Source organism: Pandoraea sp. NE5, assembly GCF_024363545.1.
Classification (GTDB): domain Bacteria; phylum Pseudomonadota; class Gammaproteobacteria; order Burkholderiales; family Burkholderiaceae; genus Pandoraea; species Pandoraea cepalis.
The window spans coordinates 856236-881445 of the sequence record NZ_AP025517.1; the positions used below are offsets into that span (position 1 = coordinate 856236).

The 25210-nt window shown below is 63.9% G+C and carries 22 protein-coding genes; 8 read left to right on the top strand and 14 right to left on the bottom strand.

The genetic code is table 11. The features are described 5' to 3' along the window. Nucleotides 1-175: 175 nt before the first annotated feature. The 3 genes from PanNE5_RS03955 to PanNE5_RS03965 all read left to right on the top strand — a co-directional run bounded on the left by PanNE5_RS03955 (nt 176) and on the right by PanNE5_RS03965 (nt 1992). Complete coding sequence (locus PanNE5_RS03955; protein WP_017232599.1) at nt 176-862, top strand: lipocalin family protein; 687 nt, start codon at nt 176-178, stop codon at nt 860-862. Beyond that, nucleotides 859-1389 carry a chalcone isomerase family protein gene (locus tag PanNE5_RS03960; RefSeq protein ID WP_261939275.1) on the top strand — a complete coding sequence of 177 codons (531 nt, stop codon included), beginning with the start codon at nt 859-861 and terminating at the stop codon, nt 1387-1389. The genes PanNE5_RS03955 and PanNE5_RS03960 overlap by 4 nt, the downstream gene beginning before the upstream one ends. Before the next feature lie 96 nt (nt 1390-1485). Continuing rightward, nucleotides 1486-1992 carry a DUF2878 domain-containing protein gene (locus PanNE5_RS03965; protein ID WP_232424541.1) on the top strand — a complete coding sequence of 169 codons (507 nt, stop codon included), beginning with the start codon at nt 1486-1488 and terminating at the stop codon, nt 1990-1992. Between the two features lie 20 nt (nt 1993-2012). Here PanNE5_RS03965 and PanNE5_RS03970 read toward each other — a convergent pair whose 3' ends face one another. The 6 genes from PanNE5_RS03970 to PanNE5_RS03995 form a co-directional block, all read right to left on the bottom strand. Then, nucleotides 2013-3404, bottom strand: a complete 1392-nt coding sequence (locus PanNE5_RS03970; protein WP_261939276.1) for an MFS transporter — start codon at nt 3402-3404, stop codon at nt 2013-2015. Nucleotides 3405-3513: 109 nt separating this feature from the next. Further along, complete coding sequence (locus PanNE5_RS03975) at nt 3514-5082, bottom strand: bifunctional 3-(3-hydroxy-phenyl)propionate/3-hydroxycinnamic acid hydroxylase (protein ID WP_261939277.1); 1569 nt, start codon at nt 5080-5082, stop codon at nt 3514-3516. Then, nucleotides 5079-5951, bottom strand: a complete 873-nt coding sequence (locus tag PanNE5_RS03980; protein WP_017232604.1) for a fumarylacetoacetate hydrolase family protein — start codon at nt 5949-5951, stop codon at nt 5079-5081. The genes PanNE5_RS03975 and PanNE5_RS03980 overlap by 4 nt, the downstream gene beginning before the upstream one ends. A 42-nt stretch (nt 5952-5993) precedes the next feature. Further along, nucleotides 5994-6890 (bottom strand): VOC family protein, encoded by an 897-nt coding sequence (locus tag PanNE5_RS03985; RefSeq protein WP_150562302.1) that lies wholly within the window; start codon nt 6888-6890, stop codon nt 5994-5996. Next, nucleotides 6887-7939, bottom strand: a complete 1053-nt coding sequence (locus PanNE5_RS03990; protein WP_017232606.1) for an amidohydrolase family protein — start codon at nt 7937-7939, stop codon at nt 6887-6889. Before PanNE5_RS03990 ends, PanNE5_RS03985 begins: the two co-directional genes overlap by 4 nt. Beyond that, nucleotides 7932-8360: a GlcG/HbpS family heme-binding protein gene (locus tag PanNE5_RS03995; protein WP_261939278.1), complete on the bottom strand. Its 429-nt coding sequence runs from the start codon at nt 8358-8360 to the stop codon at nt 7932-7934. Before PanNE5_RS03995 ends, PanNE5_RS03990 begins: the two co-directional genes overlap by 8 nt. Nucleotides 8361-8575: 215 nt before the next feature. On the opposite strand from PanNE5_RS03995, the gene PanNE5_RS04000 reads away from it, so the two are divergent. After that, the gene (locus tag PanNE5_RS04000) at nt 8576-9298 is read left to right on the top strand and encodes a GntR family transcriptional regulator (protein ID WP_039829971.1); all 723 of its coding nucleotides are present in this window, start codon (nt 8576-8578) and stop codon (nt 9296-9298) included. 305 nt (nt 9299-9603) lie between these two features. Beyond that, nucleotides 9604-10692: a porin gene (locus tag PanNE5_RS04005; protein ID WP_261939801.1), complete on the top strand. Its 1089-nt coding sequence runs from the start codon at nt 9604-9606 to the stop codon at nt 10690-10692. Nucleotides 10693-10800: 108 nt separating this feature from the next. Here the strand turns inward: PanNE5_RS04005 and PanNE5_RS04010 are convergent, their stop codons facing one another. The 5 genes from PanNE5_RS04010 to PanNE5_RS04030 all read right to left on the bottom strand — a co-directional run bounded on the left by PanNE5_RS04010 (nt 10801) and on the right by PanNE5_RS04030 (nt 16729). After that, nucleotides 10801-12156 carry a 2-hydroxycarboxylate transporter family protein gene (locus tag PanNE5_RS04010; RefSeq protein ID WP_261939279.1) on the bottom strand — a complete coding sequence of 452 codons (1356 nt, stop codon included), beginning with the start codon at nt 12154-12156 and terminating at the stop codon, nt 10801-10803. A 31-nt stretch (nt 12157-12187) separates the two neighbouring features. Further along, entirely contained in the window at nt 12188-13552 is a 1365-nt protein-coding gene (locus tag PanNE5_RS04015) for a short-chain fatty acid transporter (RefSeq protein WP_261939280.1), read from the bottom strand. A gap of 103 nt (nt 13553-13655) precedes the next feature. Next, entirely contained in the window at nt 13656-14489 is an 834-nt protein-coding gene (locus PanNE5_RS04020; protein ID WP_261939281.1) for an amidohydrolase family protein, read from the bottom strand. A gap of 68 nt (nt 14490-14557) precedes the next feature. Further along, nucleotides 14558-15751, bottom strand: a complete 1194-nt coding sequence (locus PanNE5_RS04025; RefSeq protein ID WP_261939282.1) for a CaiB/BaiF CoA transferase family protein — start codon at nt 15749-15751, stop codon at nt 14558-14560. A gap of 78 nt (nt 15752-15829) precedes the next feature. Beyond that, entirely contained in the window at nt 15830-16729 is a 900-nt protein-coding gene (locus PanNE5_RS04030; protein WP_261939283.1) for an HpcH/HpaI aldolase/citrate lyase family protein, read from the bottom strand. 111 nt (nt 16730-16840) lie between these two features. Between PanNE5_RS04030 and PanNE5_RS04035 the strand changes: the two genes are divergently transcribed. Beyond that, nucleotides 16841-17740 carry a LysR substrate-binding domain-containing protein gene (locus PanNE5_RS04035; protein ID WP_261939284.1) on the top strand — a complete coding sequence of 300 codons (900 nt, stop codon included), beginning with the start codon at nt 16841-16843 and terminating at the stop codon, nt 17738-17740. A 47-nt stretch (nt 17741-17787) separates the two neighbouring features. On the opposite strand, the gene PanNE5_RS04040 is transcribed toward PanNE5_RS04035, so the two are convergent. The 3 genes from PanNE5_RS04040 to PanNE5_RS04050 all read right to left on the bottom strand — a co-directional run bounded on the left by PanNE5_RS04040 (nt 17788) and on the right by PanNE5_RS04050 (nt 20729). Then, nucleotides 17788-18648, bottom strand: coding sequence for a sulfurtransferase (locus tag PanNE5_RS04040; RefSeq protein WP_026131711.1), 861 nt, complete (start codon nt 18646-18648; stop codon nt 17788-17790). A 365-nt stretch (nt 18649-19013) separates the two neighbouring features. Then, nucleotides 19014-19535 carry a single-stranded DNA-binding protein gene (locus tag PanNE5_RS04045; RefSeq protein ID WP_017232617.1) on the bottom strand — a complete coding sequence of 174 codons (522 nt, stop codon included), beginning with the start codon at nt 19533-19535 and terminating at the stop codon, nt 19014-19016. A 30-nt stretch (nt 19536-19565) separates the two neighbouring features. Next, nucleotides 19566-20729, bottom strand: a complete 1164-nt coding sequence (locus PanNE5_RS04050) for an MFS transporter (RefSeq protein ID WP_017232618.1) — start codon at nt 20727-20729, stop codon at nt 19566-19568. Nucleotides 20730-21194: 465 nt separating this feature from the next. Between PanNE5_RS04050 and uvrA the strand changes: the two genes are divergently transcribed. Together uvrA and PanNE5_RS04060 are read left to right on the top strand one after the other, a co-directional pair. Continuing rightward, a complete protein-coding gene (uvrA, locus tag PanNE5_RS04055; protein ID WP_261939285.1) occupies nt 21195-24059 on the top strand; it encodes an excinuclease ABC subunit UvrA in 2865 nt (954 codons plus the stop codon). A gap of 103 nt (nt 24060-24162) precedes the next feature. Beyond that, entirely contained in the window at nt 24163-25191 is a 1029-nt protein-coding gene (locus tag PanNE5_RS04060; protein WP_150562291.1) for an AI-2E family transporter, read from the top strand. Nucleotides 25192-25210 lie beyond the last annotated feature (19 nt).

The window sequence follows — 25210 nt, forward strand, 5'->3', positions numbered from 1 at the left end:
GAGGCCGGGGAAGGCCAATGCCCCCCGGGCTTGCCTTCGTCAGTACGGGAATGGCGATCGCCCGGATGCACGTCCGAGCGGAAATCGGCGGTTTTTTTGTTTCCGCTGCATCCGAGGGATCGCGACGTCCGTATACCCGTGACACGCGTCTTGAACCCGCTACGGAGCTTGCATCATGCCTGCCGCCGCCATTGCATTCGTCGGACTGAATCTCGCGCTGTATGCCGCGTGGCTTTCTCGATGGCGCAGCCACGAAGGCGTCAAACGAACGCGCCACGTTGCGGTGGCCGTGTTCGCCGGTGCGAGCGTGCTGCTGGCGGGTTGTACGGGCGCGCCGCCCAACCCCAACCCTCGCGCGGACGTTCCGCTTCACACGGTGCCGGTCGACCTGCCGCGATACATGGGCAAGTGGTATGTGATCGCCAACATCCCCTATTTCGCCGAACGCGACTTCGTCGGCAGCCGCGCCGAGTGGAAGTTGCGCGACGACGGCAAGATCGACGATCACTTCTATGGTCGCAAGGATGGGTTCGACCAACCCGAGCGTCATTACCAGTTCCTCGATAGTGTGGTCCCGGGCAGCGGTGGCGGGGAGTGGCGTGTTCGCCTGTTCTGGCCCATCTATGTCTCGCAGCTTACTGTGTATGTCGATCCGGATTATCGGTACACGCTGCTGGCCTATCCCGACAAATCGTTGGGCTGGATCTTTTCCCGCGAGCCGACGATGGACGACGCGACCTACCGCGCACTGCTGTCCCGCTTCGCCGCCATGGGTTACGACACCACGCGCTTCCGGCGCGTCCCCCAGTTTCCCGAGCAACTCGGTCAGCCGGGCTTCGCCACGCCGGGGAAAAGCGAATGAAAGCGAGTCGTCTGACAAGCGTGATCGTGTGTTTGGTCGGCACGCTGGCAACGTCATCCGCCTGGTCGGGATGCCGCGATGTATTGACAACAGCCCACCGCGTTGGCGCAGGTGAGTTTTGCGTGCTGGGCTTCTGTCTCTATAAGGCTGAGCTTTGGTCACCGCACACGCCCGTCTCGGCCGACACGCCCTTCGCGCTCGTCCTCAAGTACGAACGCAGCGTCAGCGGAGAGCGCATGGTCTCGACCGGCATCGACGAGATGCAGCGGCTGGCCCCGCGTCCGATCGCGAACGACACGCTCAATGCGTGGCGCGAGGACATGCAGCGTGCGTTCGGCGACGTGTCACGCGGAGACGAGCTATGTGGCGTCTATCTGCCTGGGCGTGGCGCACGGTTCTATACGAACGGGACACTGAAGGCCGACGTTCCCGACATGGCGTTCGCGCGGGCATTCTTCGGCATCTGGCTCGACCCGAACACGCGGGCGCCTTCGCTTCGCAGACACCTGTTGGGCGAAAGCCCGTGACCGGCCGTGGTATCGCGACGGTGTAACCCACCGCACCCGGGAGGTTGCCTCGGCCTGGTCTACGTCGTACTCGGCCAGGTTGGGTGGTTCACGTGCGTGCTCAGCGCCGCCAAGGGAGACGGATGGATAGGCGTCGCGCTCGTGGCCGCCATGGCGGCGGGTCATCTGTGTCTGGACCGGCGACCGCTTCGCGAAGCGGGGTTTCTCGTCGTCGTCACAGTGCTGGGTTTCGGATGGGAGTCCTGCGTTTATCGCACCGGCTGGATCGCCTACCCGAACGGCGTGCTTGTCCCCGGATTCGCGCCGTATTGGATGGCCGGGCTATGGGCCCTCTTCGCGTTGCAGATCAATCCCGTCTTCGCGTCGCTGCGCCGTCGCCGGCTTCTGTGCGCCATGCTTGGCGCGGTGGGCGGTCCACTGTCGTTTCGCGCGGGCGCGGCTTTGGGGGCCGTGCAGTTCATCGACATCTGGCGAGCGCTCGCCCTGATTGGCGCGGGATGGGCGGTCATGCTGCCCGGACTGATCACGCTGGGGGAGGCGATCGGTTCGGGGCCGATCGCCTCCCGTAAGGCTACCGACGCCATGCAACATGACGATCGGTAGTCACCCGGCAGTCATACCCCTCAACGTTGCCCGGCCGGCACGCTGGCCGCGCCACTGACCTCATTGCTGCGCGCTTCCGGCGCCGGCACCAGCCCGACCGATGCGATCTCCTGGCGTCCCAGCGAGATGATCGCGGCGGCGAGCGCCAATGCCACGGCGAAGATACCGAACGTGTAGCTCGGCGACGGGTTGAACGTTGCGACGATGCCAATGATCATCGGTCCCATGATGCCGCCCACGCGGTTCAGCCCCACGGCCACACCCATCCCCGTGCCACGCACTTCCGTGCGATAGCACATCACCTGATAGTTGTTGAGCACGGCCTGCGCACCGAAGATGAAGAAGCCCAGCGCCGCGACGAACGGCGGTGCCCACAGATTGCCCAGCGCAATGCCGACCGAGATCATCGAGATTGATGCCAACGTGTAGCCAATGATCATCGCCTTGATGCGGCTGCGCAGCTTGTCCGCCAGCCATCCCATGCCGATTCCGCCAAACACCGACGCCAGCATCACCAGCGTGCCGTAGGCGAACGCCGATGACACACCGCCGCCGCTCGCGACGACCAGCGTCGGCAGCCAGCCCGTCAGACCGTGGATGCAGAACAGGCTGAGGAAGCCGACAATCCAATGAACGATCGTGTTGCGGCGATACATCGGCGAGAGCAGTGCCGCGATCGAGCCAATCGTCTCGGGCTTGTGCATCGGCGCAAACGTCGCCGTGCGATACACCGCCTCACGCTCAGGACGCAGCTTGGCGAGCAGTACGCGCACTTCCGACTCCCGTCCGCGCAGCATCAGATATTGAATCGATTCAGGCAACCACAGTGTCGCGGCAATCACCACCAACAGCGATGCGGCACCGATGTAGTACAGCGACTCCCAACCGAAGTGCGCCGTCATCGAGAGCCCGGCGATGCCTGCGAAGATCCCGCCTGCGGAGAAGCCCAGTTGGAACACCCACGTCGCAAACGTGTTCGCGTTCTTCGCCGGCGCCCACTCGTTGATGCAGGTCAGCGCCAGTGGCGTCACCATGCCCAGCGCCGTGCCCATGATGAGGCGGAAGATCGCAAACCCCAGCGGCCCGTGCACGACGGTGGCGAGAAGACCGCTCGAGAGGGTCAGCATCCACAGTGCCAGCAGCATGACGCGACGGCGTCCGAACCGGTCCGACAGCAGGCCTTGCAGCACCGAGCCGATCGACAGGCCGATGATGCCGCTCGAGAGCATGAAGCCGATCATGCCGGGCGAAGGCTGCCAGGTCTTGCGCACCAGAGGGATGACGTAAGCGGCATTGAAAAGATCGTAGCCATCGAAGAACATGATGGCGGTGAGCAGCACGGCAAACTTGAAATGAAACCCGCCGAATTTCGCCTGCGCGATTTCTTCGCGCGCGGTAATGGTTGTCGTCACGATTGTCTCCAGACCGTGTCAGTCGCGGCCGCGCCGGTCTGGTGCCGGCGTGTTCCGCATATTTAGTGGCGGCTTGCCACACCCGCGCAAGCGGGCGTGGCGCCGGCCGTCAACTCAACGCGCCGATCAGCGCGTCGAGTTGTGATGCAAGCGCACTCGCGTGTCCCGCCACACCCCAAACGTAGTGGTCCGGTCGCACGATTGCCGCGTGGCAATCGTGCTTCTCGAACCATCTCGCGAGGACACCTTCCTTCTCCTGCACTGCCACACTGCCGGCTGGCAACGATGCTGCCGAGCCAAGCACCACGACCCTTGCGCCGATATCGCGTGCCGCGGCGACCCAGCCGCTGTCCAGCAACGCAACATCGTCGACCACCACGCGCCAGCCGCCCCCGACCACGTCGTCGAGCAACGCGGAGGCGTTCGCGTCCGTCGCAACGAGCGGTTGCGGGAACAGCGTGCCGTTCACGGCGTTACCGTCAGCGGCAAGCAATCCGGACTGCAACGGCGGCACGATTTCCTGACGCGTAACGGTCTTCACCACACCGCCGCACTCGGCCAGCAGTCGTGCGTCGCGCGCGGCGGCCGCCGCTTCGTCACGCTCGCAGATCACGCGACCGATCTCCTTGATGCGGGTGGTCAGTGTCGTCACGTGCTGCTTGCGTTCGACCTGATACGTGTCGAGCAGCGCGTCCGACGCCGTGCCGCGAAGCACCCGTTCGAGCTTCCAGACCAGGTTGACGATGTCGCGCACGCCCTGACACATCCCCTGACCGATGAACGGCGGTTGCTGATGCGCGGCATCACCCGCGATGAACACGCGGCCACGGCGCCATTCGCTCGCCACCAGCGCGTGGAAGCGATAGCTCGCCGCGCGCCACAAGGTGCCGTCTTCCGGCGTGAGCCAGCGCGAGAGCAGTTGCCACACGCTTTCGTCTTCGCGCATTTGCGCGGGATCTTCCCCGGGCGAGAGCATGATTTCCCAGCGGCGATGCCGTCCGGGACCGACGATGTACGTGCACGGGCGCTTCGGCTCGCAATACTGGATCGCCACCTTCGGCAACTTGGCCAGACCGCTGTCGTTGACCATCACGTCGACTACGACCCACGGTTCGTCGAACACGAGGTCTTCGAGCGCGATGCCCAGCGTGGTGCGCACGAAGCTCGACGCCCCGTCGGCGGCAATCAGATACTTGGCCGTGACGGTGCGCGTCTGGCCGGCGCCGTCGCGCAGGCGTGCGGTGACCGCCTCGCCCGTGTCTTCGAATCCGATCAGCTCGGTGCCCAGCGCGAGGCTCACGCAGTCGTAGCTCGCGGCCTGATCGCGCAGCGCTTGCTCGACCGGCGGCTGCGTGAAGGTCATCGTCGGCGTATAGCCCATCGGATAGGGCTTCTCGACGGTGGCGATGCGCTTGATCAACTGCCCTTGCGTGCCGTAGTACTCCGACGGCGGAAACACATCGACGAACGGGGCGATGCGCTCGGCTAGCCCGAGATCCTGGAAGATGCGCATGATCTCGTGATCGAGCGCGATCGCACGCGGCTTGTCGTAGACCTCGCGCGCCTTGTCGACGCACAGTGTGCGCACACCGAGCTTGCCGAGCAGGTTTGCGGCGACGGCCCCCGATGGGCCGAAGCCGGAGATGAGAACGTCGTAGGACTCGTTCATGACGCTCATTTCGCCTCGACTTCGTCCTGCACGAGGTTGGACAGCACGCCCACACGCTCGATGTCCACTTCCACGCGATCGCCGGCCTTCATCCACACGGGCGGCGTGCGGGCGAACCCGACACCGGCCGGCGTGCCCATGGCGATCACGTCGCCCGGTTCCAGCGTCATGCATTCAGACAGCAGTTCGATAGTTTCGGCCACGCCCCAGATCATGTCGGAGGTGTTGGTCTTCTGCATCACCTGGCCATTCAGGCGCAGTTCCATCTTCAGCTCGGTGGCGCCGGCCGGCAGGTCCTCCGGCGTGACGATCCACGGGCCGAACGCGCCGGTACCGTCGAAGTTCTTGCCGATGGTCCACTGCGACGTGCGCTTCTGAAAGTCGCGCACCGAGGCGTCGTTGAAGCAGGCGTAGCCGAAGACGTGCTCGAGCGCGTCGCTGCGCTTGATGTGTCGACCGCCTTTGCCGATCACCACCGCCAGCTCGGCTTCATAATCGAACTTCTCCGACACGTACGGACGAATCACGGGATCGTCGTGGGCGATCAGCGAGGTCGCGCCGCGGAAGAAGATCAGCGGGTACACCGGCTTCAGGTTGCCGCCTTCCTTGGCGTGATCATAGAAGTTGTGGCCGAGACAGACGATCTTGCCCGGACGCGGCAACGCCGGGGCGAGCTTGACATCCGACAGGCGCACGCGCTGACCGGCATGATTGGCTACCGCACGCTTGGCGGCGCCGAGCACATCGACATCCTGCTCCAGCGCGACGCGCAGATCGGACGGCACGCCGGGTTCGGCCGCTGCCAGGTCGATGACGTCATCGCCGTCGACCACCCCCAGGCGCGTGCCTGCTTCATGCTTGTATGTGACGAATTTCACCGAAAGACTCCGTGGACTTGATTGAAGATTGACGCGACGGCTTCAGCCGTGGCGAAAGCGAATGGTTTTCTGGGCTTCCTTGAGGCGCGGCGACGGCGATTTTCCGACACCCCACTGATCGATGCGTCCGGGCGGCCACTTCCAGTCATCCGGCCCGCCGGTGCGGTAGGTGTCGTCGACCTGTTGCACTTCGGCCGTGTATTCGATGACGAAGTCGAACGGCCCGAGGAAATACGCAAACACGTTGTTGCCCGGACCGTGACGGCCGACGCCCCACTCGATCGGATAACCGGCATCGTTCATGCGGCCGCCACCGCGCATCACCGAATCGAGGTCCGGCATCACGAAGGCGATGTGGTTCAGGCTGGTCTCGGTGGCATCGGCCAGCGCGATGCTGTGGTGATCAGTGCCACACCGCAAAAAGGCCATGATGCGGGTGCGATCCGAAAGCTTGAAACCCAGCGCGTCTTCGAAGAAGGTCTGCGCGACGGCCACGTTCTCGCTGTTCATCACGACGTGCGTGATCTTGATCGGCGCGTCGGCGCGCTCTGCCGTGTCGGTCCAGCGCATGTCGCCAAAAATGAAGCGCAGCACGCGGCCTTGCGGGTCCTGTACGACCAACTGTGTGCCGCCACCGGGTTCGGTCACCGGTGCCGGGCCGTCGATCACCGTGCCGCCGTTCGCCGGAATCGTCTCGGCCAGCATCGACAGCGCGTCGAGCGACGGCACGTTGAAATCGACGCTGCGTACGTCGGCGCGGTCGCTGCGATGCAGCGCGAGAATGTGATGCGCCGCGCCCGTACCGCGCAGATAGACCGCGTCATCGGTGCGCGCCACGACGCTCAGATGCCAGGTCTCGGTATAGAAGGTTTCCGCGAGCGCGAGATCCGGCACGCCGATGGCAATGCCGCGCAGTGCGCTGACGAGGGACGACGTCATGAGTGACTCCTTGCAGACATGCCGAGAAAGCGTTCGGCATTGAGATGAATCAGGGATTCGCGCAGCGTCGCATCGGCGAACGCGCGCTCGATGCTGGCGACCGGCGTGGTCTCTCGAAACGCGAACGGATAGTCGGTGCCGAGCATCAGTTGTGTGTGGCCGAAGGTCCTGACCAGGTGCGCGAGTGTGTCGTCGTCGAACACCAGGGCGTCGTAGTACAGGCGTCGCGCTTGGGCGCTCGGTGATTCGAGTAGCGTGTCGTCGAGCGGCTTGAACACCTTGTGCGCGCGTTCGAGTCGGGGCAACAGCGACGCAAGCGTGCCGCCGCCGTGACTGAACGCGATGCGCAGCGTCGGGCGACGCACGATCAGATTTGTCGTGAGTACCGACGCGGCGGCCAAGCCAACGTCGGTGGGGTAGCCGAGGGCTTGCAACAGAGGCTTCGGCCCGACCAGTCGCGCCTCGCCGGCCGGGCGCAGTGCATGCACGAAGATCGCCGCGCCGAGCGCTTCGGCCGCTTCGAAAAAGGGATCGAAGCATGCTGCGCCGATCGGCACACCGTTGATATTGCTGCCGAGTTCCACGCCCGCGAAGGCGCCCGAGGCCATCATTCGGGTCAGTTCGGCAATGGCGAGATCCATGTCCTGCAACGGCACCGCCCCGAGACCGACGAAGCGCGTCGGCGCGGACGCGACCATCTTGGCGATCTCGTCGTTGACGTAGCGATTCAGATGCGCGGCCTCCTGCGCCGGCAGCCAGTAGCCGAGCAACTCTGGCATGGGCGAGAGCGCTTGCACGCCGACCCGCTGCTCGGTCATGTCGTCGAGCCGCTTGCCGGCATCCCAGCAGCGGTCCGAGACCGTGCGATAGAGACCGCCGTCGATCATCACGTGCCGATGGCACTCGTGCGCCGGCGCCATCGACGGCCAGCCGGCCGGCGTGACGCCCAGCGACTTCGGAAACTCGGCGGGAATCACATGGCAGTGCACGTCGATACCGGGCAGCGCAGCACAGCCGCAACCGTGGCCGTGTACGACAGGCTCACTCATGACGCAGCCCCGCGGCCATCACGCCGGCGATGCAGATCGCTTCGTCCTCGTCGCCTGTGCCGCCCGATGCACCCACGGCGCCGATGACGCGGCCGTCGGCATCGCGAATCGGAACGGCGCCGGTCTGGGGAATGAACTTGCCGCCGTGCGTAACCGCGAGTGCATTGAAGAAGGCGGGATTGTCCTTGGCACGGGCGAGCAGCGCGCGGCTGCTGGCGCCCATGCTCACACAGGCCCACGCCTTGCCGGTTGCGATGTCCACTCGCGACATCGACGCGCCGTCTTCGCGCTGCACGGCCTTGATGTGGCCAGCATCGTCGAGCACGACGACCGCCATCGCCTTGTACTGATGTTGGTGACTCGCAGCGAGTGCCGCCGCGATGATTCCGTTGGCCTGCGCCAACGTCAGGGGGGATGCCATACGACTGATCTCCGAACGCGTCCAGGCGTTGCGATCTCGATCAAGCGATCGCACCGGACCTTTGTTGCGAGCAATTATATATACAAAAACACTGATTTGTTATTTTCGTACACAAATAATCGTAAACACCTAGGTTTCCGACGTTGGCATTGGGCTGACCCGTTTCAGATATACTTGCACGTAACTTCCCGCTCCCATCTGATCGAGGTAACGTTTTGTCCCGTATATCCGCGCTGTCCTCTGCCAGCCAGACCGCTAGCCAGGCCGGGTCGAACGTCACGCTGGCGACCAATCTGTACGACCGGATGCGGGCCGATCTTCTGGCCGGCAAGCTCGAGCCGGGTCGCAAATTGCAGATCGAATTCCTCTGCGATCAATACCAGGCGGGCCAGACGCCGGTGCGCGAAGCGCTCAACCGGTTGACCTCCGATGGCCTGGTGGAGCGGCGGGATCAGCGGGGATTTGCCGTCACCGGCATCAGCGCCGCCGACCTTCGCGAGATCACCAGGACGCGCGTCTGGCTCGAAGAAGTCGCCCTGCGCGAGGCGTTTGCGGCCGACCAGCCGGAGTGGGAAGAGGCGCTGGTGCTGGCTTACCACCGCCTCTCCAAGGTGCCGCGCTCGCTCAGCGAAACTCAATACCTCGAAAATCCCGAGTGGGAGCGGCTGCATCGGGCGTTCCATCGCACACTCATCAGCGGCTGCCAGTCACGCTGGCTGCTCAACTTCTGCGAGCAACTCTCGGATCAGTTGTACCGCTATCGCCAGTTGTCGGTGAAGCGTATCTACCCGAACCGCCACGAGCGCGAAGAGCACAAAGCGATGCTCGACGCCGTCATCGAGCGCGATGCGCCGCGTGCGATCCAACTCATGCGCAAGCACTACGAAACCACGGCCGACATCATCCTCGCCGACGCCAATCTCTTCCCGGTGGAATAAGCCGTCTCGTTCGGCCGGCCCGATCGCTTGGGCTGGCAACGCTGCCCCCTCCCTTCCCTCGCCTTCACGTTCCGCTGCGCTGGTGCCTGCCGCGCCTGCGCAGGCGTGGGGGTATTGCGCTGCGTCTCCCTCTCATCTCGGCCTGTCGTCGTGCTACGTGTTGCAGACACACATCACGAAGTCTCCCGGTTTACCCGAGTTTCGACATTAAAATTTGATTTGCTTAAAAATATATACAAAAATTGCCATCAGCCATTTTTGTGCAAATGAATGGTCTATGACGACAGAGGAATGGAGACATGGCAATGATTCGACGTTTTGGCGCCGCTGCGGCGCTTTCGCTGAGCGCGAGCGTGGGCGCGCATGCGCAATCCGTGACGCTGTACGGCATCATCGACACGGGCGTGCAATATGCGCACACAGGCGGCACCAGCGTGTCGCGGGTGGAATCGAGTTCGGTGGCGCCGTCGCGATGGGGGATGATTGGCACCGAAGACCTGGGGGGCGGCCTGGCTGCGGTGTTCAAGCTTGAAGACGGATTCAACGTGAACAACGGCACGATTGCCGGCAATGGTGCGCTGTTCAATCGCGAGGCGTGGGTCGGATTGCGCAGTAATCAGTGGGGGCAGGTGCAGGTCGGCAACAACTACACGCCGCTGTTCACGACCTATGTGACGTATTCGCAGGGCGACCTCAACACACTCGGCTGGGGCAATGCGACGAACAACTTCGTCTTCGTGCCGGTGGCCCGCACCGCCAATTCGATTCGCTACGTGTCACCGGCCTTCGCGGGCCTGACCGTACGCGCGTTGTATGCGCGCGGCGCCAATGGCGCGACGGGACAGCCGCGTACGCTGGGCGATACGGCGTCGGTGGGATTCAACTTCAAGGCGGGGCAATTCTCGGCCGATGCGGATTACCTGCAGCAGCGCTTCAGCACGACGTCGGCTGTCACCACGGCGTCGCCGACGGGTACCGGACGCTACTACCTGTTTGGCGCGTCGTACGACTTCGGCTTCGTCAAGCCGGCGTTCCTGTATCAGATCCACCGCAACACCGATAGCGTAACGACGGCGAGCAACGCGACCTACGCGAACCCGGACAACGACTTCTATGAAGTCAATGCGCTGGTGCCGAACCTGGCGAGAGGCACGCTGTTGCTGAGCTTCGGTCAATACCGCCTGCGCGGCAATTCGTCGGGCAATGCGCTGTCGTATGGCGTGCGGTACGACTACTTCCTCTCGAAGCGCACCGGGTTGTACGCGGGGGCCAGCTACGTAAAGAACAACGCCAACGCGGCCTTCACGATCAGCAATGCGGGCGGCGCCGGCATTCCCGTGACCGCCGGCAACAATATCGTGAGCTTCATCGCCGGTATCGTGCATCGCTTCTGATGCCCGCAACGACGTGACACGGGATCTGACGCGGTATCCGAAGAGGCTCGGTACCGCGTCAGGTTCGCTTGAGACGTCACGCGACATGTGTCAACGGCGCCACCGCAATCAGTGGAATTGCGCCAACGCCGCCAGACCGACGATGACCGTGACAGCGCCCCCGATGCGCGTGGCGATTTGCGCGAACGGCATCAGCGACATCCGGTCGGCTGCGGTCAGGATCGCGACGTCGCCCGTGCCGCCCAGGCCGCTGTGCGTCGCGTTCACGATGGCCGCTTCGATCGGGTACATACCGACCAGGCGGCCGACAAAGAAGCCGGTCACGGTCAGCGTCAACACTGTCGCGACGGCCGTCACGATATTGATCCAGTGGAAGGCGCCGACGATCTCGCCCCACGGCGTCATCGCCACGCTGATCGCGAACATCAGCGGATAGGTCACCGCCGTCGAGAAGAAACGGTACATGAACCTCGCGCCACCGTTGACCTGCGGCGAGACAATCTGGAACAACTGCGCGGCGATCACCAGCACCAACATGATCACGGGTGCGGGCCAGCCGAACAGCTTATTTGTCAGCACACCGACCAGATACAGCGCAATCGCGGTGCCGCCGGCAGCCGCCACCGAACTGACGTCGACGTCAGGCTTGGTCGACGCCTGCAACGGCGGTTGCGCTTCACCGACGAGATACTCATTACCCACCGTCAGCCGGCCGTTACCGGTCCAGGCCGGCTTGCGGCTGCCGAGATAGCTCAGGAACCCCGCCGAGCAGATCGCGACAATATTGCCGAGCATCACGGCCGAGAGCAATTGCGCGAAGATCGGCCCTTGCTCGACGCCGAGAATCTGCGCATACCCGGCCGACAACGGCAGCGCGCCTTCGCCGACGCCGCCTGCCATGATTGGCATCACGATGAAGAATAGCGCCTGACGCGCCGGCAAGCCCAACGCCGTGCCGACCGCAACGCCCACCACGCCGGCGGCGATCGAGCCGATGGCCACCGGGATGAAGATGCGTACGAAGCCCTTGATAAGCGCCTGACGATCCATCGACAGCACGCTGCCGACGATGATCGCCGCGATGAAGAGATACAGGAAGTTCGATTGCTTGGTGAACAGCTTGACGGCCGACGTCACCGGTGTTGGCATCCACCCGTAGAACACCAGCATCGACGGCACGAAGGCCGCGAAGATCGAGGTGCCGCCGATATGCTTGGCGAACGGAATCCGCTTGGCCAGTTCAGCGCACGTATAACCGCCGACGGCGACCAACGCGATGCCCGTGGGCAGATCGGCCGCCAGCTTGCCGGCGTGCGCCATCGCCGCGAGTACCGCGACCAGCACGATGTAGACCGGCAACGGCAGCGCGCCGATGGACGTGTCGAAGACGGCCCACCAGCGCTGCTTGAGCGATTTGGGCTGTGCTGCACTCGCCTGGCCTTGACCCGCTGCGGTGGTTTCCATGGGGGAGTCTCCGTTCATATTGTTATGTGGTTTACACCAGGAACAGCATGGCGGCGCCGTAAATCACGAGGCCGACGAGGAAGGTCACGACCGTAAATCCGAGCACGCGTTGCACGCCGATGCCGGCCATCGCCACGACAGGGGCGGCCCAGAACGGTTGCATCATGTTGGAGACCTGCTCGCCCATCGCGACCGCCATGGTCGTGGCCGGCACCGAGGCATGCAGCGCCACGGCGGCCGGCACCACGAACGGGCCTTGCACGGCCCAGTGACCGCCCCCGCTCGGGATGAAGAACGTCACGATCAACGAGCAGATGTAGCTCCAGAACGGCAGCGTGTGCGCGTTCGAGATCGCGATGAAGAAATGCGAGATCACATCCGGCAGGCCGGTCGCGTCCATCATGCCCATGATGCCGCCGTACAGCGGATACTGCAGCATCATCGAGCCGGTCTGCTTGGCGGCGTTCTTGACCGCGTCGGCGTAGGCCAGCGGGTAGCCGTGCAGCACGATGCCGGCGATGAACATCACGAAGATCACCGCATTGACGCCCGAGAATGCCACGTGTTCATAGCGCGTGTAGACGAGCAGCGCCACGCCGAGCACGCCGATGAAGGCGCTGCCGATCCACGAGTGTTCGAGCCACTTGGCGAAGCTCAACGGGCCTTGCGGCTTCTGGCGCACGGGCGGGTCCGGATGCAGCGTCGTGTCGAGCACGACCGCGTTCTCGTCGCTGGGTTTGAGCCAGGCGAGCACGAACGGCATCACGATCATCATCGCGACGGTCGGCACGAGGTTGAAGCGAGTAAAGACGGTGTCGCCGAACGGCAGCACCGTGCCGGTGACCTTCTGCACCACGTTCATGGCACTACCGGCGGTCGATTGCGCGAGGGCAATCGAGCTGGAAATGCCGCTGGCCCAGACCACCCAACCGGAGAAGCCGGCCGCGACGATCCACGCGAAGTCGACCTTCATGCGCTTGGCGACTTCGCGGGCGAGCAGCGCGCTCACGACCAGTCCCAGGCCCCAGTTGAAGAACGATGCGATCGCCACCAGCAGGAACGTCAGTGCAGCGGCCTGCACGGGCGTGCGCGCGATCGAGATCAGTCCCTTGAACACGCGCTGCACGGGCGGCGCGTGTGCGAACGCATGACCGGTCACCAGCACCAGTGTGATCTGGAAAGCGAACGTCAGAATGCCGAAGAAGCCCTTGTACCAGCCGGTGACGAGACGGTCCACACTCGCGTGCGGGCCGAAGATCAGCGCGAGCGCGCCGACCACGGCCGTAATCAGGATGGCCAGGACAAACGGATCGGGAATGATCCGTTCAAACAGCTGGATGGTTGCCTCGGTGAAACCGACTTTCTTCGCCGGTGCGCGGGTGACGCTCGTTTTCATCTTTGTCTCCGTTTGCGCGAATGGTGTCGCGCGGGCTGGGCATGCTCGTCATCGCTGCATGTCTTGTTCTGTTGTTGCTGGGTTCTGGGAACGGCTTCTGCCGTTAGCGGGTGAAGCCGTAAAGCTGCGCCGGGTTGTCGACGAGGATGCGCTTGCGTGCCGCTTCTTCGGGCACCCATTCGGTCAGCAGTCGTAGCAGGTCGACATCGTCGGGCGTGTGCGTTTCAGTGACGTGCGGCCAATCGCCCCCCCACACGACGCGGTCGGGCAACGTCCTGGCCCAGTGGCGAGCGACCGGGGCGACATCGGCATAACGCGCATCGAGGCCGTCGCGTGAATCGAGATACGGGCCCGAGAGCTTGACCCAGACGCGCCCCGTGGCGGCAGCCAGTTGCTCAACCACCTCGCGCGCGGGATGCGCCAAACCGGCCGGCTGCGGCAGGCGCGCCATATGGTCGAACACCATCGGGCACGGCAGACGGCCGAGCATCGCGCAGTGCTCGACGATCTGGTCGGCCGTCCAGTGCAGTTGCACGTGCCATCCGTAGGCGTGAATGCGTTGCGCGAGGGGCTCGACCATCTCGAAGCCGACGACGGCGTTGGCCGGCGTGTAGAGCGTGAAACGGATGCCGCGGATGCCACCGTCGTGAAGCCGGCGGAGTTCGGCGTCGGAAATGTCGGGACGGATCACACCGACGCCGCGCGTGCGCTCGCGGCCGAGCTGCGCGATGGCGTCGAGCGTCACCGCGTTGTCGACGCCATGCGGGCGGGGCGTGACGACGACGGTGCGCGTGGTGCCGAGCTGTGCCTGCACGGCCGCGTAACGTTCGATATCGACGTGCGTGAAGATGTGCATGTGCGCGTCGCACGCATTGACCGGCGTCGCCGCAGCATTGCTGCCGTGTTCGCGTTGCGGTGAAGCGTCGGTGAGTGCCATCGTCGTGTCTCCGTCTGGCGATTGTGTTTTTTTCGTACCTTGCCGCGCAGTGTCGTCTCGTCGCGTGCTCAGAGCAGCGCGTGGGTACTGCGCAGCGCCGCGATTTCCTCCGCGCTCCAGCCTTCGCCGAGCAGCACTTCGTCCGAATGCTGGCCGAAGGCGGGCGCGGCCATCGGTACCGGGCCCGGCGTATCGCCGAAGCGGATCGGTTGCTTGAAGCCGCGATATTGCCCGACGTTCGGATTCTCGAACGTGGCGATCATGTCTTCTGCGAGCACTTGCGGGTTGTCGAACATGTCTTCGACGTTGCGCGCGGCGGCGCACGGCACTTCCTCGCCGAACAGCGCTTCCCATTCGAGTGCCGAGTGCTGCGCAAGCGCGCTGCGCAGCCGTTGCACGATCTCGTCGCGGCGCTCGGCGCGCTTGCGCACGGTGTCGTAACGCTCGTCGGCAGCCAGTTCGGGCAGGCCGATCTTCTCGCACAGCGCACGCCAGAAATGCGGCGTGTTGGCGGAAATGTAGAGATAGCCATCGCGCGTCGGGTGGATGCCCGTAATGCCGCCGGAGCGCATGTCGCGGCCGATCTCGCGAGGCTCGCCGTCCGCCCAGATCAAGCGAGCCGATTGCATGGTCAGCGCGCTGCGCAACAACGATACGCCGACGTATTGCCCTTGGCCGCTACGCTCGCGCGCGAATAGCGCCGACGAAACGCCATTGGCGACCAGCGACGCGGCAAAGTAATCGACCACGGAACCGTAGAGAATCTCTGGCGGGCCGCCGGCCTTGCCCTGCATCACGCACATGCCCGACATGGTTTGCAGAACCTGGTCGTAGCCTGCCTTGTCCTTGTCCGGGCCAGTCTCGCCGTAACCGGTGACGTTGCAGTAGATCAGGCGGGGATTGATGTCGCGCAGTTGGTCGTAGGCGATGCCAAGGCGCGCGGGCACGCTCGGCCGGAAGTTGTGCACCAGCACGTCGGCACGCTCGACCAGACGCTTGAGCACGGCCAGCGCCGCCGGTTGCTTGAGATCGAGCGCGATGCCGCGCTTGCCGCGATTCACGCCAAGGAACGCACGGCTTTCGGCTTCGAGCGTCGACGGGTACTTGCGCAGATTGTCGCCGGTGGGCGGTTCGATCTTGATGACCTCGGCCCCCTGATCGGCAAGCAGCGCGCAGCCGTACGGACCGGCGATATACGCGCTCAGATCGAGCACGCGGATGCCCGACAGCGGGCCGGCCGGGTTGGCGGTGGAATCGTTCATCGTGCAGGTCTCACAAAATTCGGTCGAGCGGCGAGGTGCCCGGTTGGTGCGCGGTCAGTGTCGGTCAGTGGCGGAAGCTCAGACCGGCGCGTCGAGCGCAATCAACTGGTCGGCGCTCAGCAGCGCCATGCGGCGCGCGTCGTCGACAACGGCTTGCGCCCGCGCGGCGAACGGCGGATCGATCATCTTGCCGTCGACCACGTATGCACCGACGCCGTCGCGATTGGCCACGCGCGTAGCGATCACGACGCGCACCGCGTGGGCGATATCGTCGTCCGACGGGCGGAACACGTCGTTGCAGATCGCGATCTGGCTCGGGTGGATGCAGGTCTTGCCAAGGAAGCCCATCGCGCGGGCCAGCTCAGCCTCGGCACGAAAGCCCACTTCATCCTTGATATTCCCAAAGGCCGAGTCGTAGGCGTAGACGCCAGCGACACCGGCGGCCATCCGAACAGCGTACATCGCCTGCTCGATGGCGCGCGGCTCACGACGGGCGATGCCCAGCGGCTCGAACAGGTCGCCAAGGCCGAGTTGCAAGCCGGCGACGCGCGGATGCGCGCACGCCAGTTCAGCAGCGTTGAGCACGGCGGCCGGCGATTCGATATTGAGCAGCAGGCGGATCGGCGTGGTCACGCCGTTCTCGCGCTCGGCGGCTTCCAGCGCCGCGACGGCGGCGAGCACGTCGGCCTTCGTTTCTGGTTTGGGCAGGTTGATCAGGTCAAGGCCGGGCTGGGCCACGGCGCGAACGTCATGCGCGAAGTGCGGCGTGTCGAGCGCGTTGACGCGCACGATCAGCACCTTGCCGCATTGCCGGGTCGCCTCGTCGCGCAGCATCGCGCGCAGCGCGTCGCGTGCGTCGCCCTTGCGCTCGGGCGCAACGGCATCTTCCAGATCGAACGAGAGGGCATCGGCCTGACCGGCCAACGCCTTGGCAAAAAGCGCCGGGCGGGATGCCGGAACGAACAGCTTGCTGCGCACGATGTCTCCTGATTTTTCGTTTTGATAAAACGCTTGATCTGGAGTCTAGCCGCCCGACTTTTTTAGATAAACTATTCATATCTATCTTCAAACAGTAGAAATTCTTTCGATATGGATATCGAATTCTTCAAGACATTGCTACATGTCGTCGATGGCGGGTCGATGGCGGAGGCGGCGCGGCGGGTGGGCGTGACGCCGGCGGCGGTGGCGCAGCAAATGCAGGCCATCGAGCGCGAATTGGGCACGGCGGTGTTTACGCGGGCGGGGCGCACGGTAATTCCTACCGAGGCCGGCCATCGGGTGATCGAGCGGGCGCGCACTCTGGTACGCGATTACGGCGAGTTGAAGGATTTCGCGTTGCAGGGCGAGCCTGTAGGCGAGTTGCGTATCGGCACGATCACGACGGCCTTACTGACCGTCATGCCGGACGTGCTCGCGCACTTCTCGAAACGCTTTCCCCAGGCCAAGCTGTTGATCCGCGGTGGCCAGACGCCGGAGCTGTTCGAAACGCTCAAGGCCGGGGATATCGATGTGGCCGTCTGTCTGCTGCCCCCGTTCGATCTGTCCAAGACCTTCGAGTGGCGGCTATTGCGCGAGGAACCGATCGTGGTGCTCGCACCGAGAGCGCTGGCCGGGCGCGATCCCGACGACCTGCTGCGCACCGAGCCATTCATTCGCTACGACCGCACGTTAGGTGGCGGACGGAATGCCGAGGAATATTTGCGCTCGCGACGGATCGTGCCGCGCGAGCTTTTCGAGCTCAATTCGATCCTGACGATCGCGATGATGGTCGACCGGGGGTTGGGGGTGGCACTGGTGCCGGACATCGAATCGCCGCTGCTGGCATCGCTCGACATCGTCAAGCTGACGCCCCCCGGCCCTGTCGCGCCGCGCCGTTTCGGCCTGCTGTGGCGTCGCGCGTCACCGAAATCGCGCTTGATTCAGGGTTTGCTCGAGACAGCGCAGATGACGATGCGCAGCTTGCGCGGGGCGGGGGGTGCCGACGTGTAAATTGCGCTCGCACCGGCCGATGACGCTGCGGCGCGTAGGGCATGGATCTAGTACGGCAAGCCCTCATCAATGGGCAGCGAAGGATCCCTGGACCATTCATTCCACGAGCCGAGGTAAAGGCGCACGTCCCTGATGCCGGCCTCCTCCAGTGCTACAAATGTGTTGGAGGCGCGCGCCCCTTTGAAGCAAAACACAACAACAGGCGTATCGCGACGAATCCCCACGGTCGCACACTCGGCAAGAATCTCTGCCGGCGATTTGAACATCTGCCCAGCGGGGGTCGGTTTCATCATTCGATACCACTCTAGCCACACCGAGCCGGGAATGCGGCCCTTTCGGGGGCAAAAGTCCTTGCCATAAGGTGACGAGCTTTCGGCAATCCATTCATCGACGTCGCGCACATCGAGCTTCACGATACGCGGGTCTGCAACGGCGTCCTTCATCCCCGCCAGGTCGACGAGGATGCTGCTTCCGCCCGTATCTGGGGGAAACGCGACGGGAGTCGGCGAAGGAGCTTCCGTTGTGCTTGGCAGCCCGGCGGCACGCCATGCACTGTAGCCGCCGTGAAGTACCTTGATTTTGTCGCGGGGATAGCCAAGATAGCGAAGCAGTACATAGCCACGACAGGATTGGCCAAATCCAGTCGTCATCGACTGTTCGTAGATGACAGCCGTCTCCTTCCCAGACAATCCAGCCTTCGCGAATGCCTCGGTGAATGTTTCGCGCAAGACGGCAAGACCTTCTGGCGTTGAGGTAGCCAGATAGGTAAATATCTCATGGATATTCACCGCGCCTGGCAGATGCGCTTCGGCAAAACTTGCCGCGTCTCGTGTGTCGATGAGCACTACCGGCCCCGACTGAATCAACTGTGTCAATTCATCGGGTGAAACAAGAACTCTCTCGTGCATGGCAATCCCCCATCCAGCTTGACCTGACGGTGGCCCGAAAAGAGGACCACATCCCGATGCAGTGCATCGTGGCAAGCTCGGCGCCCACTTGTCGAAATAAATCTAGACGACGACGGACGAACCACTTTGATGCTTATCAAAGGAAAACGCGAGAGGGAATCCCAAACGGGGCGGTCGTACCACCCGCCCCGGCGCCGAAGATGAAAACCGCGCCTGTGGCACGTGCTTTGGCTATCCGATTTAGCCGATTCCGCAGAGTCATGACTGCAGCGCGAAAGTGCGCAACACACAAAAACAAATGGCCCGCACCAAGGGAGGTTGCGGGCCAGCGACTTACACTTTCCAGACTTGCTCAAGTGCGGGTTTTAGAACGGAATATCGTCATCCATGTCGTCAAAACCGCCGCCCGACTGCTTGGCCGGTGCTTGCTGACGGGCACCGCCACCACCACCACCGCCACCACCGCCGCGCGAATAACCGCCACCGCCGCCTTCGTCGCTACCACCACCGCCGCGCGAGTAGCCGCCACCGCCGCCGCCACCTTCACCACCGCTGCGGCCGCCCAGCATCTGCATCTGGTCCGCTACGATTTCCGTGCTGTAACGCTCGGTGCCGTCCTGCGCCTGGTACTTGCGCGTGCGGATACGACCTTCGATATACACCGCCGAGCCCTTCTTCAGGTACTCATTGACGATCTCGGCGAGACGGCCGAAGAACGACACCCGGTGCCATTCCGTCAGCTCCTTGAACTCGCCAGACTGCTTGTCCTTGTAACGGTCGGTCGTCGCCAGACGAATGTTCGCGACCGCATCGCCGCTCGGCATGTAGCGGACTTCGGGATCGGCGCCAAGGTTGCCGACCAGGATCACTTTGTTGACTGATGCCATAAATCTTTCTCCGGTATTGCTGATATCCGATCAGGATTGATGAGGCGCTGGCGTCCTCATCGGTGCGGCGATTATAAGCCACACGACAGCCCCGACTGAGCAAGTGATGAAGATTGCGTTCTGACCGTAGTGGGTCATCAGAAAACCCCCTATCGCCCCGCCGCAAAACAACCCGAGGGCCTGCGTCGTGTTGTACACGCCCACCGCCGCGCCCTTGCGCTGCCCCGGCGCCAGCTTCGACACCAGCGACGGCTGCGATGCCTCCAACACGTTAAAGCCCAGGAAGTACACGAACAGCACGCACGCAATCACGCCCACCGTCGGCGGCAATCCGCCCAGCGCCGCCTGCGCCACCGCGACCAGTGCAATCGCCGAGAGCAGCACCACCTTCATCTTGCCGCGCTTCTCGGCCGCGATGATCGCCGGCACCATCGCCACGAACGACAACCCCATCACCGGCAGATACACCTCCCAGTGCTGCGCCACCGGCAACCCCGCCGCCACCAACATGCGCGGCATCGCCACGAACAGCGCCGTCTGTGTCGCATGCAGCACGAACACGCCGAAATTCAGACGCAACAACTCCGGGTTGTGCAGCACCTCCGAGAACGGCGCCGGGCCCACCTTGGGATGCGCGGGCGGCGTCGGCACGACCCACACCACCACGAAGATCGCCAGTACCGCCAGAATGCCGATGGCCGAGAACAGGCCACTCATGCCCAGCCAGTGATACAGGAACGGTGCACACACGATGGCCACCGCGAACGACAGGCCAATGCTGCCGCCGATCATCGCCATCGCCTTGGTGCGGTTGGCTTCGCTCGTCAGATCGGCCACGCACGCCATCACCGCCGAGGAAATCGCTCCAGCCCCCTGGATCGCCCGGCCGACGATGATCCACGCCAGATCATGCGCCAGCGCCGCCACGAGCGAGCCGATCGCGAACACGATCAGGCCGAACACGATGACAGGCTTGCGCCCCAGCCGGTCGGAAGCCCACCCGTACGGAATATAGAACAGGGACTGCGTCAGACCATAGATGCCGATGGCCAGTCCGACGAGAAAAGTGTTGTTGCCGCCAGGAATCGTCTGCGCGAACACAGAGAACACCGGCATGATCAGAAACAGACCGAGCATGCGCAGTGCAAAAATCCCCGCGAGCGACGCGCTCGCGCGCACTTCCAGCGGGGTCATGCGGCCACCTCGGCCGCGCGTTGTGGCAGGGGAAGCGGGAGTCACGGAATCGGTAGACATTACGTCCTGAGAGATGGAAATAGCGCGCGCAACAACGTGCAGCCTCGGAATCGTCTGATGATTGCTGCCCGGAGGCATGTCGATGGGCCCGGACGACGGTCCGGCGCCAGCCCCCTGGAAAGCGGGCGATTCGCCCCCACCTATGGCCCATGCCGGTATATCGCCCGAGACTACCCGTCAGCCGGTTCAGCCCCAGCAATCAAACTTAGGTATATTAGCAGGTTTAGCCGCCCTGATTTTCCCCCAGCGGCCCGCCCGACCGCTCCCGCCGCCCGCTGCGTCGACGCCCGGCCAACGCCGTGCCGATATCGCGCGACGTCCCGGGAAACTCGGACTCTTGGGGGCCGGAAACCGCCCCGCGACATTTCGCCGCGCGGATTCCTCGGCGACGACCCGGAACCGTGAATGGAAACCATCCGTATTCGTGGGGCTCGTACCCACAACCTCAAGAACGTCAATCTCGACTTGCCGCGTCACCAGCTCGTGGTGATCACCGGCCTGTCCGGTTCCGGTAAGTCGTCGCTGGCCTTCGATACGCTCTACGCGGAAGGTCAGCGTCGCTATGTCGAGAGCCTGTCGGCCTACGCCCGCCAGTTCCTGCAACTGATGGAAAAGCCCGATGTCGACCTGATCGAAGGCCTCTCGCCCGCGATCTCCATCGAACAGAAGGCCACGTCGCACAACCCGCGCTCGACGGTGGGCACGGTCACGGAAATCCACGACTACCTGCGTCTGCTCTACGCGCGCGTGGGTACGCCCTATTGCCCCGACCACGGCCTGCCGCTCGAATCGCAAAGCGTCTCGCAAATGGTCGACGCTGCGCTCGCGCTGCCGGAAGACACCAAGCTCATGATCCTCGCGCCCGTCGTGGTCGATCGCAAGGGCGAGCATGTCGACCTGTTCGAGACGATGCAGGCCCAGGGCTTCGTGCGCTTTCGCATCCGCTCGGGCGGCGGCGCGGCCAACGAAGGCACGGCGCGCGTCTACGACATCGAATCCCTGCCCAAGCTCAAAAAGACGGAAAAGCACTCGATCGACGTGGTCATCGACCGCGTGAAGGTACGCGCCGATCTGAAACAGCGTCTGGCGGAATCGTTCGAAACGGCACTGCGGCTGGCCGACGGCCGGGCCGTGGCGCTGGAAATGGACACCGACAAGGAACACGTTTTCAGCTCGAAGTTCGCATGCCCGGTGTGCTCGTATTCGCTTCAGGAACTCGAGCCGCGCCTGTTCTCGTTCAACAATCCGATGGGGGCATGCCCAAGCTGCGACGGTCTTGGCCACATGACGTTCTTCGATCCAAAGCGCGTCGTCGGCTTCCCGGCGCTCTCGCTCGCCTCGGGCGCGATCAAGGGCTGGGATCGCCGCAACCAGTTCTATTTCCAGATGCTGCAGAGCCTCGCGGCGTTCTACGACTTCGATGTCGACACGCCCTTCGAGGAGCTGCCGGAAGCCACCCAGAAGATCGTACTCTTCGGCTCCGGCGAGCAGACCATTCCCTTCACCTATGTGAATGAGAAGGGCCGCACATCGGTGCGTGAGCATGCCTTCGAAGGCATCATCCCGAATCTGGAACGACGCTATCGCGAAACCGATTCCGTCGCCGTGCGTGAAGAGCTGGCCAAGTACCAGAACAACCAGGCCTGCCCCGATTGCGAAGGCAGCCGCCTGCGTCGCGAAGCCCGTTTCGTCAAGGTCGGCGAAGGCCAGCAGGCGCGCGCGATCTACGAGATCGGCAACCTGCCGCTGCGCGAAACGCTCGGCCACTTCCACGAACTGGTCCTGCACGGTGCGAAGCGCGAGATCGCCGACAAGATCGTCAAGGAAATCGTGGCCCGCCTCACGTTCCTGAACAACGTGGGCCTCGACTACCTTTCGCTCGAACGCAGCGCCGATACGCTCTCGGGCGGCGAAGCGCAGCGCATCCGCCTGGCGTCGCAAATCGGCTCGGGCCTCACCGGCGTGATGTACGTGCTCGACGAGCCGTCCATCGGCTTGCATCAGCGCGATAACGACCGCCTGATCGGCACGCTCAAGCATCTGCGCGATCTTGGCAACTCGGTCATCGTGGTCGAACACGACGAGGACATGATTCTCGCAAGCGATTATGTCGTCGACATGGGGCTGGGCGCGGGCATCCACGGCGGCAGGGTGATCGCACAAGGCCGCCCCGAGCAGATCGAAAACGCGCCGGAGTCGCTCACGGGGCAGTACCTGTCCGGCGCGCGGCGTATCGAAGTGCCTGCGCAGCGACGCGCGCCGAGCGACGATCGACTGCGAATTCTGGACGCATCGGGCAACAACCTCAAAAACGTCTCGCTGAATCTGCCGGTCGGGTTGCTGACCTGCGTGACCGGCGTGTCCGGTTCGGGCAAGTCGACGCTGATCAACGACACCCTGTATCACGCCGTCGCACGGCATCTCTACGGGTCGTCGGCCGAGCCGGCGCCGTATGACCAGATCGAAGGGCTGGAGCACTTCGACAAGGTCATCAACGTCGACCAATCGCCCATCGGACGCACGCCGCGCTCGAACCCGGCCACCTACACGGGGCTGTTCACCCCGATCCGCGAACTCTTCGCCGGCGTGCCCGCGGCCAAGGAGCGTGGCTACGATCCGGGCCGTTTCTCGTTCAACGTCAAGGGCGGACGCTGCGAAGCCTGTCAGGGCGATGGCGTCATCAAGGTCGAGATGCACTTCCTGCCCGATGTGTATGTGCCCTGCGATGTCTGCCACGGCAAACGCTACAACCGCGAAACGCTCGAAATGCAGTACAAGGGCCGCAATATCTCGGAGGTGCTCGACATGACGGTCGAGCAGGCGCACGAGTTCTTCAAGCCGGTGCCGGTCGTCGCGCGCAAGCTCAGGACATTGCTGGACGTGGGCCTGGGCTACATTCGCCTCGGCCAGTCGGCCACCACGCTCTCGGGCGGTGAGGCGCAGCGCGTGAAGCTCTCGCTCGAACTCTCGAAGCGCGACACGGGCCGAACGCTTTACATCCTTGACGAACCGACGACCGGGCTGCACTTTCACGATATCGAGCTGCTGCTCACGGTGATCCACCGGCTGCGCGATCAAGGCAATACCGTGGTCATCATCGAGCACAATCTCGACGTGATCAAAACGGCGGATTGGGTGATCGATCTCGGGCCGGAAGGCGGCGCGGGCGGTGGGCAAATCATTGCGCAAGGCACGCCCGAGCAAGTGGCGGCGAACAAGGCCAGCTTCACCGGCAAGTACCTCGCCCCATTGCTGACGCGCGCAAAGTAAGCGCATCGCCCGTTCGGGCTGTCTTACGTCACGACACGCGCGAGCGCCTTGCGAGGGTCGCCCGCGTCGTCGCGGCAGAGTCTTATTACAAGGACGTCATTGCATGGAACCGCGCTCTGGCTGGCATCCGGATCGGGATGCCTGGATCGAACTGGCGAGCTACGCGGCCGCCGCCCTCGCCCTTTGGCTGATTCTGAGCATCCACCTGCTCTCGGTGGTGCTCGCGGGGACGGTCGTCTATCAGCTCGTGCACGTGCTCGGGCCGCGCCTGCAACTGCGCATCTCCAGCGAGCGCGCCCGGCTGGTCGCCGTCGCCCTCCTGTCGGCGGTGATCGTCGCGCTGATGACCGCGATCATCTTCGGCATCATCACGTTCTTCCGCAGCGACGCCGGCCATCTGGAACACCTCAACGGCCGGATGATGGACGTGGTCGAGCAGGCGCGTGCGCAGTTGCCCGCCTGGATCACGGCACGCCTGCCGGCCGACAGCGACGACATCCACCAGTCGATCACCGGCTATCTGAAGGACCACACGCAGGAGATGTCGCTCGTCGGCAAGGAAGCGCTCAACGCGATGGTGCACATCATCGTGGGGCTCGTGCTCGGTGCACTCGTGGCCCTCTCGTCGATCCGGCCCGTACACAGCATGCGCCCGCTCTCGGCCGCGCTCTCACGGCGCGTCACGCTGTTTGGCGATGCGTTTCGCCGCATCGTGTTCGCCCAGGTCAAAATCTCGGCAATCAACACGCTCTTCACCGCGATCTTCCTGCTCGGTGTGCTGCCGCTGTTCGACGTTCACTTGCCGCTGCGCAAGACGATGATCGTGGTGACGTTCGCCGTGGGCCTGCTCCCGGTCGTCGGCAACCTGATCTCGAACACGTTCATCGTGGTGCTGGGCCTGTCGGTCTCGTTGTACGTGGCCATCGCCGCCCTGACCTTCCTGATCGTGATTCACAAACTCGAGTACTTCCTGAACGCCCGCATCGTCGGCACACAAATCCAGTCGCGCTCCTGGGAGCTTCTGCTCGCCATGCTCGTCATGGAAGCCGCGTTCGGGCTGCCCGGACTGGTCGCCGCGCCGATCTATTACGGCTATCTCAAGAGCGAACTGGCGGAAAAGCAACTCGTCTGAGTATCGACCGGCGCCCTGG

Coding starts and splice junctions, on each gene's coding strand:
- PanNE5_RS03955 (WP_017232599.1), top strand. CDS start 176: ATGCCTGCCGCCGCCATTGCATTCGTCGGACTGAATCTCGCGCTGTAT.
- PanNE5_RS03960 (WP_261939275.1), top strand. CDS start 859: ATGAAAGCGAGTCGTCTGACAAGCGTGATCGTGTGTTTGGTCGGCACG.
- PanNE5_RS03975 (WP_261939277.1), bottom strand. CDS start 5,082: ATGAGCGTCATGAACGAGTCCTACGACGTTCTCATCTCCGGCTTCGGC.
- PanNE5_RS03985 (WP_150562302.1), bottom strand. CDS start 6,890: ATGACGTCGTCCCTCGTCAGCGCACTGCGCGGCATTGCCATCGGCGTG.
- PanNE5_RS03990 (WP_017232606.1), bottom strand. CDS start 7,939: ATGAGTGAGCCTGTCGTACACGGCCACGGTTGCGGCTGTGCTGCGCTG.
- PanNE5_RS03995 (WP_261939278.1), bottom strand. CDS start 8,360: ATGGCATCCCCCCTGACGTTGGCGCAGGCCAACGGAATCATCGCGGCG.
- PanNE5_RS04005 (WP_261939801.1), top strand. CDS start 9,604: ATGATTCGACGTTTTGGCGCCGCTGCGGCGCTTTCGCTGAGCGCGAGC.
- PanNE5_RS04010 (WP_261939279.1), bottom strand. CDS start 12,156: ATGGAAACCACCGCAGCGGGTCAAGGCCAGGCGAGTGCAGCACAGCCC.
- PanNE5_RS04015 (WP_261939280.1), bottom strand. CDS start 13,552: ATGAAAACGAGCGTCACCCGCGCACCGGCGAAGAAAGTCGGTTTCACC.
- PanNE5_RS04020 (WP_261939281.1), bottom strand. CDS start 14,489: ATGGCACTCACCGACGCTTCACCGCAACGCGAACACGGCAGCAATGCT.
- PanNE5_RS04025 (WP_261939282.1), bottom strand. CDS start 15,751: ATGAACGATTCCACCGCCAACCCGGCCGGCCCGCTGTCGGGCATCCGC.
- PanNE5_RS04035 (WP_261939284.1), top strand. CDS start 16,841: ATGGATATCGAATTCTTCAAGACATTGCTACATGTCGTCGATGGCGGG.
- PanNE5_RS04040 (WP_026131711.1), bottom strand. CDS start 18,648: ATGCACGAGAGAGTTCTTGTTTCACCCGATGAATTGACACAGTTGATT.
- PanNE5_RS04045 (WP_017232617.1), bottom strand. CDS start 19,535: ATGGCATCAGTCAACAAAGTGATCCTGGTCGGCAACCTTGGCGCCGAT.
- PanNE5_RS04050 (WP_017232618.1), bottom strand. CDS start 20,729: ATGACCCCGCTGGAAGTGCGCGCGAGCGCGTCGCTCGCGGGGATTTTT.
- uvrA (WP_261939285.1), top strand. CDS start 21,195: ATGGAAACCATCCGTATTCGTGGGGCTCGTACCCACAACCTCAAGAAC.
- PanNE5_RS04060 (WP_150562291.1), top strand. CDS start 24,163: ATGGAACCGCGCTCTGGCTGGCATCCGGATCGGGATGCCTGGATCGAA.